This is a genomic window from Aeromonas sp. R4-3, assembly GCF_040908275.1.
GTDB classification, from domain to species: domain Bacteria; phylum Pseudomonadota; class Gammaproteobacteria; order Enterobacterales; family Aeromonadaceae; genus Aeromonas; species Aeromonas rivipollensis.
In genome coordinates this window covers 141,954-159,670 of the sequence record NZ_JBFODK010000061.1, presented here as the reverse complement: position 1 = coordinate 159,670, position 17,717 = coordinate 141,954, and the positions used below count along the sequence as shown (strand labels likewise).

Here is a 17,717-nt window from a genome sequence, read left to right as displayed (position 1 = left end):
CTGCCTTCACATCCCCATGCAGGAGCGCATATGAAACTATTGGAAACCCTCAAGGCCGAGGGACGGATCGAAGAAGCCCGCCAGCACGGCCTGCTGCAACTCATCGAGCACCCGCAACACGCCGAACTGCATTATGAAGTGGCCAGCCTGCACGACATGCAGGGGCGCGAGGCCCAGGCCATTCCCCTCTACCAGAAGGCCATAGCGCTGGGACTGGGCGAGGCCTCCTTGCGCGGCGCCTGGCTCGGCCTTGGCAGCTCTTTTCGCTGCACCGGGCAATATGCCGAAGCCCTTGCCGCCTTCGACCAGGGGTTGGCCCGCTTTCCGGACGCCACCGAGTTCAGGGTGTTCCGTGCCATGGCCTGCTACAGCCTGGGGCACCACAAAGAGGGGATGGAGACGCTGCTGGCGGTGCTGGCCGAGACGACCACAGATCCTGCCCTCGTCCCCTACAGGCGAGCCATGGCACTCTACGCCGGGGATCTCGACAGGCGCTGGTGAACGCCAGAAACGACAAAGCCGCTCATGATGAGCGGCTTTGTCTGAATGTGGTGGCCCCTGCCCGACTTGAACGGGCGACCAATCGATTATGAGTCGACTGCTCTAACCAACTGAGCTAAGGGGCCAGAATCTTGGTTTTGCGGCGTGGATTATAGGGGATGTGAGATAAGCCGTCCATAGGCAGATCAACCACTTGGCGAGTTTTTGTCCACTATTCCGCTAATCTTTTGCACCCAGGCTTCCGGATAAAACAAAGCCCCGCATGGCGGGGCTTTTGAGACAGGGCTCAGGCAGTGCCTCAGGACTATTCGTCCAGGAAGCTGCGCAGCACTTCCGAGCGGCTCGGGTGGCGCAGTTTGCGCAGTGCCTTGGCTTCGATCTGACGAATACGCTCACGGGTGACGTCGAACTGCTTGCCCACTTCCTCGAGGGTGTGGTCAGTGTTCATGTCGATCCCGAAACGCATCCGCAGCACCTTGGCTTCGCGGGCAGTCAGGCCAGCCAGCACTTCGCGGGTGGCGTTGCGCAGGCTCTCGCTGGTCGCCGCATCCGCCGGCAGGGCCAAGGTGGTATCTTCGATGAAGTCGCCCAAGTGGGAATCTTCATCATCACCGATGGGCGTCTCCATGGAGATGGGCTCCTTGGCGATTTTCAGTACCTTGCGGATCTTGTCTTCCGGCATGCCCATGCGCATGGCCAGCTCTTCCGGGTTCGGTTCACGACCCATCTCCTGCAGCATCTGGCGGGAGATACGGTTGAGCTTGTTGATGGTCTCGATCATGTGCACCGGGATACGGATGGTACGGGCCTGATCCGCGATGGAGCGGGTAATGGCCTGACGGATCCACCAGGTGGCATAGGTCGAGAACTTGTAGCCACGACGGTATTCAAACTTGTCCACCGCCTTCATCAGACCTATGTTGCCCTCCTGGATCAGATCCAGGAACTGCAGACCACGGTTGGTGTACTTCTTGGCGATGGAGATAACCAGACGCAAGTTGGCCTCGACCATCTCTTTCTTCGCACGGCGAGCCTTGGCCTCACCAATGCTCATGCGACGGTTGATGTCCTTGATCTGGGCGATCGACAGACCGGTCTCTTCTTCGATCTGCTGCAGCTTGCCGATGGAACGCAGCACTTCTTCGTCCATCTCGAGCAGACGGGGAGACCAGGCCTTGCCAGCCTGCTTCTGGTATTCAAACCAGGCAGTCTCGCACTCGTTGTTGGTGAAGGCAGCGACGAAGGTCTTCTTCGGCATCTTGGCCTGCTCAACGCAGAGCTTCATGATGATGCGTTCCTGCACGCGAACCCGCTCCATCATCTCCCGCATGTTGTTGACCAGGCGATCGAACTGCTTGGGCATCAGGCGGAATTGACGGAACACATCGGCCAGCTGGGCGATGGCAGCCTGGGTGTCGTCGTGGGCGCGACCATTCTTCTGGATGGAGAGACGGGTGACTTCGTACTGGGCACGCAGTTCACCGAACTTCTCGCGGGCGACTTCCGGATCCGGACCACCGTCCCCATCGTCGTCGGAGCTGTCGCCGTCTTCGTCTTCATCCTCGTCTTCATCTTCGTCTTCGTCAGCGAGATCGTCTTCACTGAGTTCAGAACCGATGTGAGTGGCGGTCGGCGCCACGTCGTCCGCTTCGTTCGGATCGATAAAGCCGGAGATGATGTCGGACAGACGCAGTTGCTCGGCTTCGTACTTGTCGTACTGTTCGAGCAGGTAAGTGATGGCTTCAGGGTACTCGGCAACGGAGCTTTGTACCTGATTGATACCGTCCTCGATCCGTTTGGCGATGTCGATTTCGCCTTCACGGGTCAGCAGTTCGACGGTACCCATTTCCCGCATGTACATGCGGACAGGATCGGTCGTGCGACCAATCTCAGATTCAACAGATGCCAGAGCCTGGGCCGCTGCTTCGGCAGCGTCCTCATCGGCAGTACCACCTTCGGCCATGATCAGATCATCGGCGTCCGGGGCGTTTTCCACTACCTGGATACCCATATCGTTGATCATCTGGATGATGTCTTCGATCTGGTCAGAGTCGACAATGTCTTGCGGGAGGTGATCGTTCACCTCGGCATAGGTCAGGTAGCCCTGTTCTTTACCTTTGGCAACGAGGAGTTTAAGCTGAGACTGCGGGGTTTGCTCCATAGAACTCATCCGGTTGGTGTTGCTAGGTTGCGCGTACAGTGCGCTGCTGCGCAAATAGCCAATTCTAATAGAAAACCGCCAGACATGCTATGTCTGGTTGCGGCGTCGGTCATGAGAAACCCCTGCCCGCAGTATTGTCGGGGCCAGGCGGTTATAAAATGTTTGCTTTTAATCCCGTCGATTCGGGCAACGGTATTTATATTGGGGCCAATCACTCAAATATCAAGCCCCGCTCTCATTTCTTTTCTCAATCTGTACCTCTCTGATCAGCATCATCAGCTCCTGTGTTTCCTCAGAGCTTAGCCCTTCCTGGGCCACCTTGGCCTGCAATTCTTCGATTCGTTGCTTCAGAAACTGGTTGATGAAACCGACGAAGGTATCCTGCAATTCTCCCAGAATATCCGGCTCCTGGTCGAGTTTGATCTCTTCAAACAGGTCGTGCATGGCCAGCTGAGCCAGGATCTCCCCCTCCTTGGTGCCGCGCCAGTGCTCCAGCAAGATGCCGGTGGTGATCCCTGGCTGAGTCAGGATCTGCTGATGCAGCTGCAACAGGAATTTGATGCCCTGCACCCGCAGCCCAGCCAGTTCCGGCATGGCCGGCAGCTCGGCCGTCACCGCCGGATATTGCACCATCAAAGCCAGTGCCCGGCGAATGGGGGTCAGTTTGGCGGCCTTGGGCTTGCTGACTTCACCCTTGGGCTGGCTATTGCGGGCAAACAGCTCGGCGATCCGCTGCTTGTTCTCCCCCCAACGCATCATGCTGGAGAGCCGGGTGATCAGCCCCTCGCGGGTGAAGCCTTCCGGCACGCGGCGGATCAGTTCGGCGGCCTTGTTGGCCACTTCAAACTTGCCCGCCTCGCCAGAGAGGGCGGCATCACGCCCGAGACGCTCGAACATGAAATCGGCGAAGGGCTGAGCCTCGTCCAGCAAGGCCTCAAACCCCTCCTTGCCGATCTGACGGACCAGAGAGTCGGGATCCTCGCCATCCGGTAGGAACACGAACTTCAGCTCGCGGCCATCCTGCAGATGGGAGAGTGCATTATCCAGCGCCCGCCAGGCCGCCTCACGGCCGGCGTTGTCGCCATCGTAGCAGCAGACCACCTCCGCCGTGGTACGAAACAGGGTGTGGATATGGTCGCTGGTGGTAGCCGTCCCCAGCGCGGCCACCGCATAGTCGATGTCGTACTGACCGAGCGCCACCACGTCCATATAGCCTTCCACCACCAGGATCCGACGAGGATCCTTGTGTGCCTGCTTCACCTCGTAGAGGCCGAACAGTTCACGCCCCTTGTGGAAGATGGGGGTCTCCGGCGAGTTGAGGTACTTGGGCGTGCCATCCCCCAGCACCCGGCCACCGAAGCCGATGACCCGACCCCGCTTGTCACGGATGGGGAACATGATGCGATCACGGAAGCGATCATAGCTGCCAGGACCGCTGTCGCGGGGGATCAGCATGCCGCCGGAGATGAGCAGCTGTTCGTGATCCCGACTGGATCCAAAGCGCCGCCGGACCTGATCCCAGTCACCCGGGGCATAGCCAATATTGAAGCGTTTGACCACTTCCCCGGTCAGACCGCGCCCCTTCAGGTATTCCACCGCCTGAGGAGCCCCCTTGAGGTTGCTCTCGTAGAAGCGGGCAATCTGGCTCATCAGCTCATAGAGATCCTTGCTGACGGCAGGTTGGGAACTGGCCGAGCCCCCCAGGCTCTGCTCGCGAGGCACCTGCATGCCTTGCATGCTGGCGAGCTCTTCGATGGCGTCGGGGAATTCGAGTCCGTCGTACTCCATGACAAAGCCGATGGCGTTGCCGTGGGCGCCACAGCCGAAGCAGTGGTAGAACTGCTTCTCCTGGCTGACGGTGAAAGAGGGGCTTTTTTCGTTATGAAAAGGACAGCAAGCCTGATAGTTCTTGCCGGCCTTCTTCAGCCGCACCCGCGAGTCGATCAACTCGACGATATCGGTACGTACGAGCAGATCATCGATAAAGGATTGTGGGATCCTGCCTGCCATAACCGTCCTGTTTCATTACTCGGAAAAATAAAAAAGCCGCGCATTCACAGGGAAGCACGGCTTCTTTCGACTAACAAGAGAAATGCCTGTTACGCCAAGCGGGTTTTCACCTGAGCACTGACGGCGCCGACATCGGCACGCCCCTGAATCTTCGGCTTCAAGACAGCCATGACCTTGCCCATATCAGCCATGACGGCAGCACCACTTTCAGTGATGGCTTGCTCGATCAGTGCGGCAATTTCGTCTGCGGTCAGCTGTTGCGGCAGGAATTCCTGCAGCACCAAGATCTCTGCGGACTCTTTGTCGGCAAGATCCTGACGACCGGCAGCTTCAAATTGGCTGATGGAATCGCGGCGCTGTTTGACCATCTTGGTCACGACAGCGAGGATATCCTCATCATTGAGCTCGATACGGGTATCAACTTCACGCTGCTTGATTTCTGCCATCAACAAACGGATCGCCCCCAAGCGAGCCTTATCTCTGGCAAGCATGGCGAGTTTTTGTTGATCCTTGAGTTGATCCTTCAGAGACACGGCATGATCCCCCGATTAGTACAGGCGGATACGACGTGCGTTTTCGCGGGACAGCTTCTTGGCGTGACGCTTAACGGCAGACGCTTTGGCGCGCTTACGGATGGTAGTCGGCTTCTCGTAGAACTCACGGCTACGAACTTCAGACAGGATACCGGCCTTTTCGCAAGAACGCTTGAAGCGACGCAGAGCAACGTCAAACGGCTCATTTTCACGGACTTTGATTACTGGCATGTGCCTTTCACCTCAGTGATATATTGTTAGCTGACCATCAGTCGATCAGCATGTCTTAAAATGGTGCGAAATTATACTCTGGACAGGGAATGAAAGTAAACCCGCAGAGATCGCTCTGGTTTAAAAAACCCGCGAAGGTTACCATAGCCGTCTCATTTTAGCAGTGAAATTTTTTAGCAATGCGTGTATTGGGCATAGAGACATCCTGTGACGAAACCGGGATCGCGATCTTCGACGATCAAAAAGGGATCCTTTCCCATCAGTTATACAGCCAGGTCAAGCTGCATGCGGACTACGGTGGCGTCGTCCCCGAGCTCGCCAGCCGGGATCACGTCCGCAAGACGATCCCCTTGATCCAGGCCGCATTGCAAGAGGCGGGACTGGGTAAAGATGACATCGACGGCATCGCCTACACTGCGGGACCGGGTCTGGTTGGTGCCATTCTGGTGGGGGCGACCATAGGCCGCTCCCTCGCCATGGCCTGGGGTAAACCCGCCGTGGCGGTACACCATATGGAGGGCCATCTACTGGCTCCCATGCTGGAGGAGCGGGCCCCCGAATTCCCCTTCGTGGCGCTGCTGGTCTCCGGCGGTCACTCCATGCTGGTGCGGGTCGACGGCATCGGCAGCTATCAACTGCTGGGGGAATCCATCGACGATGCCGCCGGCGAGGCCTTCGACAAGACCGCCAAGCTGATGGGACTGGACTACCCGGGCGGCCCCCTGCTCTCCCGCCTTGCCGAGAAAGGCACCACGGGACGCTTCACCTTCCCCCGCCCCATGACGGACAGACCCGGGCTCGATATGAGCTTCTCCGGTCTCAAGACCTTTGCCGCCAACACCATAGCCGCCAATGCCGACGATGAGCAGACCCGTGCCGACATCGCCCGCGCCTTTGAAGATGCGGTAGTCGATACCCTGGCCATCAAGTGTCGTCGCGCCTTGAAGGAGACAGGGCTCAAGCGCCTGGTGGTGGCCGGTGGCGTCAGCGCCAACCGTCACCTGCGTGCCCAGCTGGCCGAGCTGATGGAGAGCCTCAAGGGCGAGGTGTTCTATCCGCGTACCGAATATTGCACCGACAATGGCGCCATGATCGCCTATGCCGGCATGCAGCGCCTGAAAGCGGGTGTGTTCGAGCCGCTGGTCGTCAAGGCGGTGCCGCGCTGGCCGCTGGATACCCTGGATCCCGTGTGATCCCAAGGATCCTCTCGCAATGAAAAAGGGGCCTCTGGCCCCTTTGTTGTATCTGTCCTCGGCATAATAGCCGTCCGTTGGTTAGGATTAATTGGTTCTAAACAGGGCCTCAATGGAGAGCCCCTGCCCCAGCAGTATCTCCCGCAGGCGGCGCAGCCCCTCGACCTGGATCTGGCGCACCCGCTCCCGGGTCAGACCAATCTCGGCCCCCACGTCTTCGAGCGTTGCCGGCTCGTAACCGAGCAAGCCGAAGCGGCGAGCCAGCACCTCACGTTGCTTGGGATTCAGCTCTTCCAGCCAGTGGACTATGCTGCTGCGCATGTCATCTTCCTGAGACTCCAGCTCTGGCCCCATGCCGCGCTCATCGGACAGGACGTCGAGCAGTGCCTTGTCGCGATCGCCGCCGATGGGGGTATCCACCGAGGTGATCTTTTCGTTGAGCTTGAGCATGCGGTTCACATCGTCGACCGAACGATCCAGCGCGAAGGCTATGTCTTCTGCGGTGGGTTCATGGTCTAGGCGGTGGGAGAGTTCACGCGCGGTGCGCAGGTAGACATTCAGCTCCTTCACCACATGGATCGGCAGCCGTATGGTACGGGTCTGGTTCATGATGGCCCGCTCTATGGTCTGGCGGATCCACCAGGTGGCATAGGTAGAGAAACGGAAACCCCGTTCGGGGTCGAACTTCTCGACCGCCCGGATGAGACCGAGGTTCCCCTCTTCGATGAGATCCAGCAGCACCAGGCCGCGGTTGTTGTAGCGCCGGGCAATCTTGACCACCAGGCGCAGGTTGGATTCGATCATGCGCTTGCGCGCGGCTTTGTCACCGCGCAGGGCACGACGGGCGTAATAGACTTCCTCTTCGGCCGTGAGCAGGGGGGAGAAGCCGATCTCCCCCAGATAGAGCTGGGTGGCGTCCATCACCTTGTTCAGTTCCGGCACCATGAGCTCATCGGAGATAGTCTCCTCAGCCTCGGCGGCAACCTCCTGAACCTCTTCTTCCTCCTGGGCCTCCAGCTCTTCGTCGAACTCTAACTCTGCATCCTGCATTACCAGTTGTTCTTGGCTCATGATATGTCTCCCTGACCTGAACCAGAGTAAGACCTAGCTCTCTGGGTTAACGCTTTGGCAAATAGCCCATCGGGTTGATTGACTTGCCTTTGTACCGGATTTCAAAGTGCAGGCGCACATCCGGCGCATCCGTGCTACCCATGTTGGCGATGACGGCTCCGCCTTTGACGGAGTCTCCCTCCCTGACCCTCAACTCGTCGTTGTGGGCGTAAGCAGAGAGGTAGTCATCGTTGTGCTTGAGAATAATCAGCTTGCCGTAACCCCTGAGTGCACTGCCCGCGTAGACCACTTTGCCGCCGCTGGCGGCGTAAACGGGTTGGCCCTTCTGGCCGGAGATGTCGATGCCCTTGTTGCCCTGTTCCGCAACGGAGAAGCCTTCGACTATCCGTCCCTTAGCTGGCCAATGCCAGGAGAGAGTTGACTGGGAACTGACGTTTTTTTGTTCTTTCGCCTGAGCGTATGCTGTTGACGGTGCAGGAGCAATCGTTTTCTGAGCAATAAACGGGGTGGTCGTACCTGCCGGAGCCGTCGCCATGGGTTTGGGCCCGGAGCTGGTCACCGACGGTGTGGTCGCCGCCACCATCTGGCCGCCTGCCGCCGCACTCGAGCCCACGTTGAGCACCTGGCCAACATGGAGCGAATAGGGGGCCTGCAGGTTGTTGCGCTGTGCCAGAGTCTGATTGGAGACATTGAACTGGCGACCTATGCTGCTCAGGGTATCCCCACGACGCACCTCATAGGTGCCGTTGCCGCTTGTGACAGGGCGGCTCATCGCCATGCCGGTGCTGACCACGGCGCCGGAAGAGCCATCCAGCCTGAGCTGCTGGCCCGGATAGATGTTGTAGGGAGGGCTGATCCCGTTGAGGCTGACCAGGGATGCGACATCCATGCCCGAGCGGAATGCGATGGAGTACAGGGTATCCCCCTTCACCACTGTGTAACTGCCACCCTGCATGCCCGAATTGGCCATGTTTTGACGAGTCGGGATGGTCGAGGCAATGGGGTCATTGCCCAGACTCTGTACCGGGGCAGCAGTCTTGCTGGAAGAGCAGGCAAGCAGTAGCCATGACAACACGACGACACTGCTTCCTTGCCAAACACGCGAACGCATAGTGGATCCTTAACGACTAAACCAGAAATAGGCCGCAATGGCCAAACCAATACAGAGCCAGCCGAGCACATCCACATAGTGCATCAGCTTGCGCTCCATCTTCTCACCCCCCCACCGCATCAGGCCCGCGACCAGGAAAAAGCGCATGCCACGACCGATGAGGGAGGTCACGATAAATGGCAGTAGCGCCATATGAAGCAAGCCCGCCGTGACGGTAAACACCTTGTAGGGGATCGGCGTGAAACTGGCAATAAAAATCACCCAGATCCCCCACTGCGTGAACCACTGCTCGGCCAGCGCAATCTTGTCTTCATAGCCGACAGAGACCACCAGCGGCTGGACCACGGGCTCCCACAGGGCATAGCCCAGGGCATAACCAAACAGCGCCCCCAGCACAGAGAAGAAGGTTGCCAACCCGGCGTAGTGCCACGCCTTGTGCGGCTTGGCGAGCGCCATGGGGGCCAGCATCACGTCCACCGGGATCGGCCAGAACACCGACTCGATAAAAGCGGTGATGGAGAGATACCAAGGGGCGTGCTTGTGGCGGGCCCACTGCATCACCAGTACGTACAAACGGGAAAACAGCTTCACTCCACATCTCCGTCAATCAGGGGGACAAAACGCACCGGCTCCAGGATCCGGCTGGTCAGCTGGGAGCCGGATCGCTCGATCAGCTGCAAAGTTTGCTGACTATCCCCCACCGGCAGCACCAGACGCCCGCCTTCGGCCAGCTGGTCGGTCAGGGCCTTGGGTACCTCGCTCGCCGCCGCCGTCACCAAAATGGCATCGAACGGCCCCTTGTTGGGCCAGCCCAGCCAGCCGTTGCCGTGCTTGGCCGAGACATTGTGCAAGTCGAGCTGGCGCAGCCGGCGCCGGGCCTGGAACTGCAGAGACTTGATCCGCTCCACCGTGTAGACATGCTCCACCAGATGGGCCAGCACTGCGGTCTGATAACCGGATCCAGTGCCGATCTCCAGCACATGGGCCGGATCGTTCTGGATCAGCAGCTCCGTCATCCGCGCCACTATGTAGGGCTGGGAGATGGTCTGACCGTGGCCGATGGGCAGGGCCGTATTGTCCCAGGCCTTGTGAGCCATGGCTTCATCCACAAACAGCTGGCGCGGCACTTTCGCAATCGCCGCGAGCACGCGGAAATCACGAATGTCCTGGGCAATCAGTTGATTCAACAGGCGCTGTACTATCACAACGTCATCCCTGCAGATCCAGCCAGGCACCCAGACTCGCCAGACTGTCATAGGCAGTCATGTCGATGGTCAACGGGGTGATGGAGACATAACCCTGCTCGATGGCGGCGAAATCTGTGCCATCTCCCGCATCTTGCTGGCTGCCGGGGGGGCCTATCCAGTAGATGGGCTGACCACGGGGATCCTCGCTGCGGATCACCGACTCGGCGGGATGGCGGTTGCCAAGGCGGGTCACCCTGATCCCCTTGATCTGCTCAAGGGGCAGGTCCGGCACATTGACGTTGAGGATCTGATCGGCAGGCAGGGGGTGTTTCATCAGCCCCTTCACCAGCAGGACCGCATGGTGGGCCGCCGTGGCGAAGTGGGTCTTGCCTACCAGGGAGATGGCGATGGAGGGGAAGCCGAGGTGGCGCCCCTCGGTGGCCGCCGCGACAGTGCCAGAGTAGATGACATCATCCCCCAGGTTGGCGCCGTGGTTGATCCCGGCCACCACCATGTCCGGTTCCGGGCGTACCAGCTCGTTGACCGCCAGGTGCACGCAGTCAGTCGGGGTGCCCTTCACCGCATAGCTCTCGCTGCCATTAAAGCCGGTTTCGCCAAGGCGCGTAACCCGCAGCGGCACTTCCAGCGTCAGGGAGTGACTCGCACCGCTGCGGTTGCGATCCGGCGCCACCACAATGACTTCGCCGCAGGCAGTCAGCGCCTCGCTGAGGGCACGAATGCCCTCGGCATGTACTCCATCGTCATTACTGACCAGAATTCGCATCGGTTGGGTTCCTGAAACCGTGATCGGCCTCTTCGGCCTGCATTAACTCGCGCACCACGCTGGTGGCAAAGGCACCGGCCGGCAGGAAGAAGGAGAGGGTCAGCACCTCGCCATCCTGCTGCCAGCTCATCTGCTCCGGCTTGAGCAGCAGCGGACGCCTGTCCTGATCCAGCCCTGCCTTCTCCAGCCCGTCACACCATTCGGCGTAAGGGGCCAGCGCCGCCTGTTCAAACTCGGCGGCGGCACCCTGGCTCGCCAGTCGGCCACGGCCCCACTGGGGGGCGGTGAGCTGCACATCGCCGGAGGCGAGGCGCGCCTCCAGCTCCGGGGTCAGCACCTCTTCACTGAAGATGGAGTGGCTGCCCTTCAGCATCACGCAGTCACCGGCCAGCAGCTGGTGTGCCAGCCCCTGCTCGATGCGGGCGCTGACGATGGCGTTGAACAGCATGCTGCGGGCTGCGGAGAGATAGAGGGAGCGCTTGTTGCGATCCTTGATCCGCTTGCCGGCAAACATCGCCTTGGCCGCGTCCAGGTTGTTGCCATCCCGGCCAAAGCGCTGCTCGCCGTAGTAGTTGGGCACCCCCTGACTGGCGATGGCCTGCAGCCGGGCTTCCAGATCGCCTGCCTGCTCCAGACCGGTGAGGCGCAGGGTGAAGTGGTTGCCCTTGAGGTAACCAACCCGCAACTTCTTGTTGTGGCGCTTGGCCTGCAGGATCTGGATGCTGTCGCTCTGGATGACAGAGAGATCCGGTTCGCCCTTGCCCGGCAGATGAATGCCGAACCACTGCTCGGTCACCGCGTGGCGATCCTTCAAGCCCGCCCAGGTCACCGCATTGCGATTGACGCCAGCCGCATCGGCCAGCAGGCCCGCCACCCAGGCGGTGTTCTCGCCGGTTTTGCGCACCCGCACGAAGATGTGCTCCCCTTCCCCGCAAGGTTCGAAGCCGAGATCTTCATTCACCACGAAGTCGGCGGCCTCGGCCTTGAGGATGCCGCGGGCGACAGGCGCCCCGTGCAGATAGCTCAGCTGTTCCAGCATCATTGTTTCACCAGTAAGACGACGGCTTCGGTGGCGATCCCTTCCTTGCGCCCCGTAAACCCGAGTTGTTCTGTGGTGGTCGCCTTGACATTCACCCGGTTCAAATCACATTGCAGATCGGCCGCCAGCACGGCGCACATGGCCGCGATATGGGGCGCCATCTTGGGGGCCTGGGCGATGATGGTCACATCCAGATTGCCGATGGCATAGCCCGCCTGCTGTACCCGGGCAAAGACGTCCCGCAGCAGGATGCGGCTGTCGATCCCCTTGAATTGCGCTGCGGTATCGGGGAAGTGGCGACCTATGTCGCCGGCGCCTATGGCCCCCAGCAGGGCATCGCTCACCGCATGCAGCACGACGTCACCATCGGAATGGGCCAGCAGGCCCTGCTCATAGGGTACCGGGACGCCACCCAGCATGCAGGGGCCAACCCCGCCAAACTTGTGCACGTCAAAACCATGTCCAATTCGCATCATGCCTGATCCCCCCTCAATACACAGAAATCTGTCTCGTCAAAACCATGTCCAATGCGGATCATGCGGGCCCCTCTGCGGGTCAATCGGGTCGCGCCTGCTGGCGCGCACTCTGTTGTTGTAAAAAGAGCTCGGCCAGGGAGAGATCTTCCGGTCGGGTCACCTTGATGTTGTCGGCACGCCCCTCCACCATCTTCACGGTAAAACCGGCGCGCTCCATGGCGGAGGCTTCGTCTGTGATGAGGGCCCCCAGTGCCAGCCCCTCCTCCAGCGCCCGTTTCAGGGTGCCGGCGGGGAACATCTGCGGCGTCAGGGCATGCCAGAGTTGTTCGCGCTCGACGGTGGCCACTATGTTGCCTGCCCCGTCGGTGCGTTTCATGGTGTCCCGCACCCGGCTGCCGAGGATGGCTCCATCGCACGCCATGGCTGTCGTGATCAGCTTGTCGAGATCGCCGTGGCAGAGGCAGGGACGGGCGGCGTCGTGTACCAGCACCCACTTCCCCTGTGCCACATGCAGGGCGTTGAGCACCGAATAGGCGCGCTCGATTCCTCCCTCGACCCGCAGAATGCGCGGGTCGGCCGCCACGGTCAGTTGTTCGAACCACCCATCGTGCGGCGCCAGCGCCACTATCACCCGGGCTATGGCCGGATGGGACAGCAAACAGCCGAGCGTATGCTCCAGGATGGTCTTCCCTGCCAGTGTCAGGTACTGCTTGGGGCAGTCGGCCCCCATGCGGCTGCCGATACCGGCGGCCGGAACTATGGCGGTCAGCCCGCTGTGGCAATCAGTCATCGTAGGGGACGCCGTCCGGCTCCGTTACTTGGTCTTTGTCTTTGGGAATGATCCGGTAGAAGGTCTCGCCCTGCTTGATGTAGCCAAGATCGTTGCGCGACAGCTCCTCGATGGCCTCAAGGCCCGAGGTCAGATCGTCGATCTCCCGGTAAATCAGGTTGTTGCGGTCCTTGAGAACCAGATTGTCCTGCTGTTGCCGCTCGATGGCATTGGAGAGCTCCCGATAATCGGATAGGCCGTTTTTCCCCAGCCAGAAGTCATATTGCAGCCCTCCCAAGAGGAGGAGCAGGATAAGAGTGAGTAGCCGCATGCACTGAGTCTCCTTCAAGCGGCCTAGTTTCCCATATTCGCAGGCAAGACAAAAGAAAGCCGGTGTGCCAGACGGGCCGGGGGAATAAAAAAGATGGCGGGGCCCCGCAGACGAGAGTCAAAAACCCGCGCTATCCCCAGGAAAGACGGCCTTGGCGCCAGGTTGGCGGCAACCACACGAAAACCGCCGCCGATCAGGGGCTGGCCTGACAATTGGGGGGCGACGGATATAAAAAAGCCCCGCCAGCGTGGCGGGGCTTTTCAACAGCTTAAGAATTGCAGGCAGTAATTACTGGCCTTTTACTTCTTTCAGGCCGCGGAACGGAGCCTTGGCACCCAGGGCTTCTTCGATACGGATCAGCTGGTTGTACTTGGCAACACGGTCAGAACGGCTCATGGAACCGGTCTTGATCTGGCCAGCAGCGGTACCCACGGCCAGGTCGGCGATGGTCGCGTCTTCGGTCTCACCGGAGCGGTGGGAGATGACGGCGGTGTAGCCAGCGTCCTTGGCCATCTTGATGGCAGCCAGAGTTTCGGTCAGGGAACCGATCTGGTTGAACTTGATCAGGATGGAGTTGGCGATGCCGTTGTCGATGCCGCGCTTCAGGATCTTGGTGTTGGTTACGAACAGGTCGTCACCCACGATCTGGATTTTCTTGCCCAGTTCAGCAGTCTGGTAGGCGAAGCCTTCCCAGTCAGATTCGTCCAGGCCATCTTCGATGGAGACGATCGGGAACTTGGTGGTCAGGTCGGCCAGGTAGTCGGAGAACTCGTTGGAGGTGAAGATACGACCTTCGCCCTTCAGGTTGTACTCTTTCTTCTCTGCGTCGTAGAACTCGGAAGCAGCGCAGTCCATGGCCAGGGTGATGTCGGTGCCCAGCTTGTAACCGGCAGCGGCAACGGCTTCGGCGATCACTTCCAGCGCTTCGGCGTTGGACTTCAGGTTAGGTGCGAAACCGCCTTCGTCGCCCACTGCAGTGGCGTAGCCCTTGGACTTCAGTACCTTGGCCAGGTTGTGGAAGACCTCGGCCCCCATGCGGATGGCTTCTTTCAGGGTCTTGGCGCCAACCGGCTGGATCATGAACTCCTGGATGTCGACGTTGTTGTCGGCGTGCTCACCACCGTTGATGATGTTCATCATCGGCAGCGGCATGGAGTAGACACCCGGGGTGCCGTTCAGCTCGGCGATGTGGGCGTACAGCGGCAGGCCCTTGGCAGCAGCAGCGGCTTTGGCGTTAGCCAGGGAAACGGCCAGGATGGCATTGGCGCCGAACTTGGATTTGTTCTCGGTACCGTCGAGGTCGATCATGATCTGGTCAATAGCGGCCTGGTCCTTGGCATCTTTACCCAGCAGAGCCTGAGCGATCGGGCCGTTAACGGCTTCGATGGCTTTCAGCACGCCTTTACCCAGGAAACGGCTCTTGTCGCCGTCACGCAGTTCCAGCGCTTCGCGGGAACCGGTGGACGCGCCAGACGGAGCGGCTGCCATACCAACAAAACCACCTTCCAGGTGAACTTCGGCCTCAACGGTCGGGTTACCACGGGAGTCGATGATTTCACGACCGATCACTTTAACGATCTTGGACATGTGTATTTCCTCAGGTTTCGTAAAAAAACAACAAAAATATGCCAAAAAAAGCGGCTGCGGCACAGAGCCCCAACCGCATTTATTTTCAATTACTTCAAATTACGCTTCTGATACTCGCCTGCCGCCTTCACAAAACCGGCGAACAGGGCGTGGCCATCACGGGGAGTCGAGGTGAACTCCGGGTGGAACTGCGCCGCCACGAACCAAGGGTGATCCGGAATCTCGATAATTTCCACCAGCTTCTTGTCGGCGGAGAGACCGGTCACCTTCAAGCCTGCCGCTTCGATCTGCGGCAGCAGCTTGTTGTTCACCTCATAACGGTGACGGTGACGCTCGTAAATGGTCGGGCTGCCGTACATCTGACGCACCTTGGAACCTTCCACCAGGTGGCAGAGCTGAGAGCCCAGACGCATGGTGCCACCCAGATCGGATTTCTCGGTGCGGGTTTCGACGTTGCCTTCTTCATCCACCCATTCTGTGATGAGGCCGACAACCGGGTAGGCGCAATCTTTCTTGAATTCGGAGGAGTGAGCCCCTGTCATGCCAGCCACGTTGCGAGCGAACTCGATCATGGCAACCTGCATCCCCAGGCAGATACCCAGGTAAGGGATCTTGTTCTCACGGGCATACTGGGCGGCCAGGATCTTGCCTTCCACGCCACGCTCACCGAAGCCACCCGGGACCAGGATGGCGTCCAGACCTTCCAGCAGCTCGGAGCCACGGGTCTCGATGTCCTGGGAGTCGATGAACTTGATGTTGACGGAGAGACGCGTCTTCAGGCCACCGTGCTTGAGCGCCTCGTTGACGGACTTGTAGGCGTCCGGCAGGGAAACATACTTGCCGACCATGCCGATGGTCACTTCTGCGGTCGGGTTGGCCTCTTCATAGACCACCTGTTCCCACTCGGACAAGTCAGCTTCCTTGCACTCCAGGCCGAAACGGGCGATGAAGTAGTCATCCAGATTCTGGGACTTCAGCAGCGCCGGGATCTTGTAGATGGAGTCGACGTCCTTCATGGAGATGACGGCGCGCTCCGGCACGTTGCAGAACAGGGCGATCTTGGCACGCTCGTTGGCCGGAATGGCGCGATCGGAGCGGCAGATCAGCACGTCCGGCTGGATCCCGATGGAGAGCAGCTCTTTGACGGAGTGCTGGGTCGGCTTGGTCTTCACTTCACCGGCAGCGGCCAGGTAAGGAACCAGGGTCAGGTGCATGAACATGGCATTGTCGCGGCTCACTTCGGCAGCCAGCTGACGAATGGCTTCGAGGAACGGCAGGGACTCGATATCGCCCACTGTGCCGCCCACTTCGACTATGGCCACCTGGTGGCCTTCGGCGCCGGCAATCACCCGCTCTTTGATGGCGTTGGTGATGTGCGGGATGACCTGGATGGTGGCGCCCAGATAGTCACCACGACGCTCTTTGCGCAGCACGTCGGCATAGATGCGGCCGGTGGTGAAGTTGTTGCGACGGGTCATCTTGGTGCGGATGAAACGCTCGTAATGGCCCAGATCCAGATCGGTCTCGGCCCCGTCCTCGGTTACGAACACTTCACCGTGCTGGGTCGGGCTCATGGTGCCCGGATCCACGTTGATATAGGGGTCCAGTTTCATGATGGTCACATCCAGACCACGGGCTTCCAGAATGGCTGCCAGAGAAGCTGCGGCAATGCCTTTGCCGAGGGATGAAACAACGCCACCAGTTACAAAAATATATTTTGTCGTCATGCTGAACCTGAAAGAAGTTTAGGGAATTTTAAGGGGTGCTTCGGGGATGAAGCAGGACGGGGAAACAGTATACCAAAACCCCCTCTCCCAAACAATGAACAAAAATCTATCAGGCTCGCCGCCCCCTCGTCTTGCGCCAAATCAACTTTGCTCGGTTTCCTTGGCCCGACCCCATGCTGCATCCAGCTTCTCCAGGGTGCAATCGGTCATTTTCAGCCCTTCCGCGGCAATAAACTGCTCAACCTGACGAAAACGGCGTTCGAACTTGGCGTTGGCGCCCCGCAGCACCTGCTCCGGATCCTTGCCCAGATGGCGCACCAGATTGACGGTGGCAAACAGCAGATCGCCGAGCTCGTCGCTTACCCGCGCCTCGTCCACGTCGACCATCAGCGCCTCTTCCATCACCTCCTCGATCTCCTCGTGGATCTTGTCCACCACAGGGCCGAGGGTCTTCCAGTCGAAGCCGACGGTGGCGCAGCGCTTCTGGATCTTGGCGGCCCGGGTCAGGGCCGGCAGCGAGAGGGGGATGTCGTCCAGCACGCTCTCCTTGTCCAGCGCAGCCCGCTCCTTGGCCTTCTCCGCCTCCCAGTTCACCTTGACCGCCTGCTCGTCACCGAGGTCCGCATCGGAGAACACATGAGGATGGCGGCGAATGAGCTTCTCGCTCACCGCATCGACTATGTCGGCAAAATCGAACAGTCCCTGCTCCTTGCCAAGCTGGGCGTAGAAGACCACCTGGAACAGCAGATCCCCCAGTTCACCCTTCAATCCTTCCCAATCCTGGGTCTCGATGGCATCGGCCACTTCGTAGGCCTCCTCCAGGGTGTGGGGCACTATGGTCTGGAAGCTCTGCTTGAGATCCCAGGGGCAGCCCCCGTCCGGGGAGCGCAGCTGAGCCATGATGTCGAGCAATTGAGGGAGGTCGTAACGTTGGGACATGAGAGGGTCGCTTCACTTCGTTGAAAGGGTTAAAACAGGACCGGCCACGGGGGCCGGTCACTTTTTA

General features: G+C 59.8%; 18 protein-coding genes and 1 tRNA gene. 2 read left to right on the top strand and 17 right to left on the bottom strand.

Going from position 1 to position 17,717, the window contains the following annotated elements; genetic code table 11:
- The first annotated feature begins 30 nt into the window (after positions 1 to 30).
- Complete coding sequence (locus AB5Y91_RS19505) at positions 31 to 501, top strand: tetratricopeptide repeat protein (RefSeq protein WP_163137658.1); 471 nt, start codon at positions 31 to 33, stop codon at positions 499 to 501.
- Between the two features lie 48 nt (positions 502 to 549).
- Here AB5Y91_RS19505 and AB5Y91_RS19500 read toward each other — a convergent pair.
- The 5 genes from AB5Y91_RS19500 to rpsU all read right to left on the bottom strand — a co-directional run bounded on the left by AB5Y91_RS19500 (position 550) and on the right by rpsU (position 5,436).
- Positions 550 to 626: transfer RNA gene (locus AB5Y91_RS19500), tRNA-Ile, on the bottom strand.
- Between the two features lie 179 nt (positions 627 to 805).
- Entirely contained in the window at positions 806 to 2,701 is a 1,896-nt protein-coding gene (gene rpoD / locus AB5Y91_RS19495) for an RNA polymerase sigma factor RpoD (protein WP_289976629.1), read from the bottom strand.
- 183 nt (positions 2,702 to 2,884) lie between these two features.
- A complete protein-coding gene (dnaG, locus tag AB5Y91_RS19490; protein WP_106885840.1) occupies positions 2,885 to 4,672 on the bottom strand; it encodes a DNA primase in 1,788 nt (595 codons plus the stop codon).
- A gap of 89 nt (positions 4,673 to 4,761) precedes the next feature.
- Entirely contained in the window at positions 4,762 to 5,205 is a 444-nt protein-coding gene (locus AB5Y91_RS19485) for a GatB/YqeY domain-containing protein (RefSeq protein ID WP_106885839.1), read from the bottom strand.
- 15 nt (positions 5,206 to 5,220) lie between these two features.
- On the bottom strand, positions 5,221 to 5,436 hold the full coding sequence (gene rpsU / locus AB5Y91_RS19480; RefSeq protein ID WP_005309452.1) for a 30S ribosomal protein S21: 216 nt from the start codon (positions 5,434 to 5,436) through the stop codon (positions 5,221 to 5,223).
- A gap of 179 nt (positions 5,437 to 5,615) precedes the next feature.
- Between rpsU and tsaD the strand changes: the two genes are divergently transcribed.
- Positions 5,616 to 6,629, top strand: a complete 1,014-nt coding sequence (tsaD, locus tag AB5Y91_RS19475; protein ID WP_368170570.1) for a tRNA (adenosine(37)-N6)-threonylcarbamoyltransferase complex transferase subunit TsaD — start codon at positions 5,616 to 5,618, stop codon at positions 6,627 to 6,629.
- 87 nt (positions 6,630 to 6,716) lie between these two features.
- On the opposite strand, the gene rpoS is transcribed toward tsaD, so the two are convergent.
- From rpoS to mazG, 12 genes are all read right to left on the bottom strand, one after another.
- On the bottom strand, positions 6,717 to 7,700 hold the full coding sequence (gene rpoS / locus AB5Y91_RS19470; protein ID WP_043131996.1) for an RNA polymerase sigma factor RpoS: 984 nt from the start codon (positions 7,698 to 7,700) through the stop codon (positions 6,717 to 6,719).
- Positions 7,701 to 7,746: 46 nt separating this feature from the next.
- Positions 7,747 to 8,811 (bottom strand): LysM peptidoglycan-binding domain-containing protein, encoded by a 1,065-nt coding sequence (locus tag AB5Y91_RS19465; protein WP_368170569.1) that lies wholly within the window; start codon positions 8,809 to 8,811, stop codon positions 7,747 to 7,749.
- Between the two features lie 9 nt (positions 8,812 to 8,820).
- Positions 8,821 to 9,402 carry a YqaA family protein gene (locus AB5Y91_RS19460; protein WP_025328241.1) on the bottom strand — a complete coding sequence of 194 codons (582 nt, stop codon included), beginning with the start codon at positions 9,400 to 9,402 and terminating at the stop codon, positions 8,821 to 8,823.
- Complete coding sequence (locus AB5Y91_RS19455) at positions 9,399 to 10,016, bottom strand: protein-L-isoaspartate(D-aspartate) O-methyltransferase (RefSeq protein WP_005332743.1); 618 nt, start codon at positions 10,014 to 10,016, stop codon at positions 9,399 to 9,401. Before AB5Y91_RS19455 ends, AB5Y91_RS19460 begins: the two co-directional genes overlap by 4 nt.
- A gap of 4 nt (positions 10,017 to 10,020) precedes the next feature.
- Positions 10,021 to 10,782, bottom strand: coding sequence for a 5'/3'-nucleotidase SurE (gene surE / locus AB5Y91_RS19450; RefSeq protein ID WP_139745771.1), 762 nt, complete (start codon positions 10,780 to 10,782; stop codon positions 10,021 to 10,023).
- The gene (gene truD / locus AB5Y91_RS19445; RefSeq protein WP_368170610.1) at positions 10,763 to 11,821 is read right to left on the bottom strand and encodes a tRNA pseudouridine(13) synthase TruD; all 1,059 of its coding nucleotides are present in this window, start codon (positions 11,819 to 11,821) and stop codon (positions 10,763 to 10,765) included. Before truD ends, surE begins: the two co-directional genes overlap by 20 nt.
- Positions 11,821 to 12,297, bottom strand: a complete 477-nt coding sequence (gene ispF / locus AB5Y91_RS19440) for a 2-C-methyl-D-erythritol 2,4-cyclodiphosphate synthase (RefSeq protein ID WP_025328244.1) — start codon at positions 12,295 to 12,297, stop codon at positions 11,821 to 11,823. The genes truD and ispF overlap by 1 nt, the downstream gene beginning before the upstream one ends.
- A 79-nt stretch (positions 12,298 to 12,376) precedes the next feature.
- Positions 12,377 to 13,087 (bottom strand): 2-C-methyl-D-erythritol 4-phosphate cytidylyltransferase, encoded by a 711-nt coding sequence (gene ispD / locus AB5Y91_RS19435; RefSeq protein WP_368170568.1) that lies wholly within the window; start codon positions 13,085 to 13,087, stop codon positions 12,377 to 12,379.
- A complete protein-coding gene (gene ftsB / locus AB5Y91_RS19430) occupies positions 13,080 to 13,397 on the bottom strand; it encodes a cell division protein FtsB (RefSeq protein ID WP_106885834.1) in 318 nt (105 codons plus the stop codon). The genes ispD and ftsB overlap by 8 nt, the downstream gene beginning before the upstream one ends.
- A 288-nt stretch (positions 13,398 to 13,685) precedes the next feature.
- Positions 13,686 to 14,984 (bottom strand): phosphopyruvate hydratase, encoded by a 1,299-nt coding sequence (gene eno / locus AB5Y91_RS19425; protein WP_025328247.1) that lies wholly within the window; start codon positions 14,982 to 14,984, stop codon positions 13,686 to 13,688.
- Positions 14,985 to 15,073: 89 nt separating this feature from the next.
- Positions 15,074 to 16,711: a glutamine hydrolyzing CTP synthase gene (pyrG, locus tag AB5Y91_RS19420; protein ID WP_025328248.1), complete on the bottom strand. Its 1,638-nt coding sequence runs from the start codon at positions 16,709 to 16,711 to the stop codon at positions 15,074 to 15,076.
- Positions 16,712 to 16,852: 141 nt separating this feature from the next.
- A complete protein-coding gene (gene mazG, locus AB5Y91_RS19415) occupies positions 16,853 to 17,650 on the bottom strand; it encodes a nucleoside triphosphate pyrophosphohydrolase (RefSeq protein WP_234677517.1) in 798 nt (265 codons plus the stop codon).
- Positions 17,651 to 17,717: the final 67 nt, after the last annotated feature.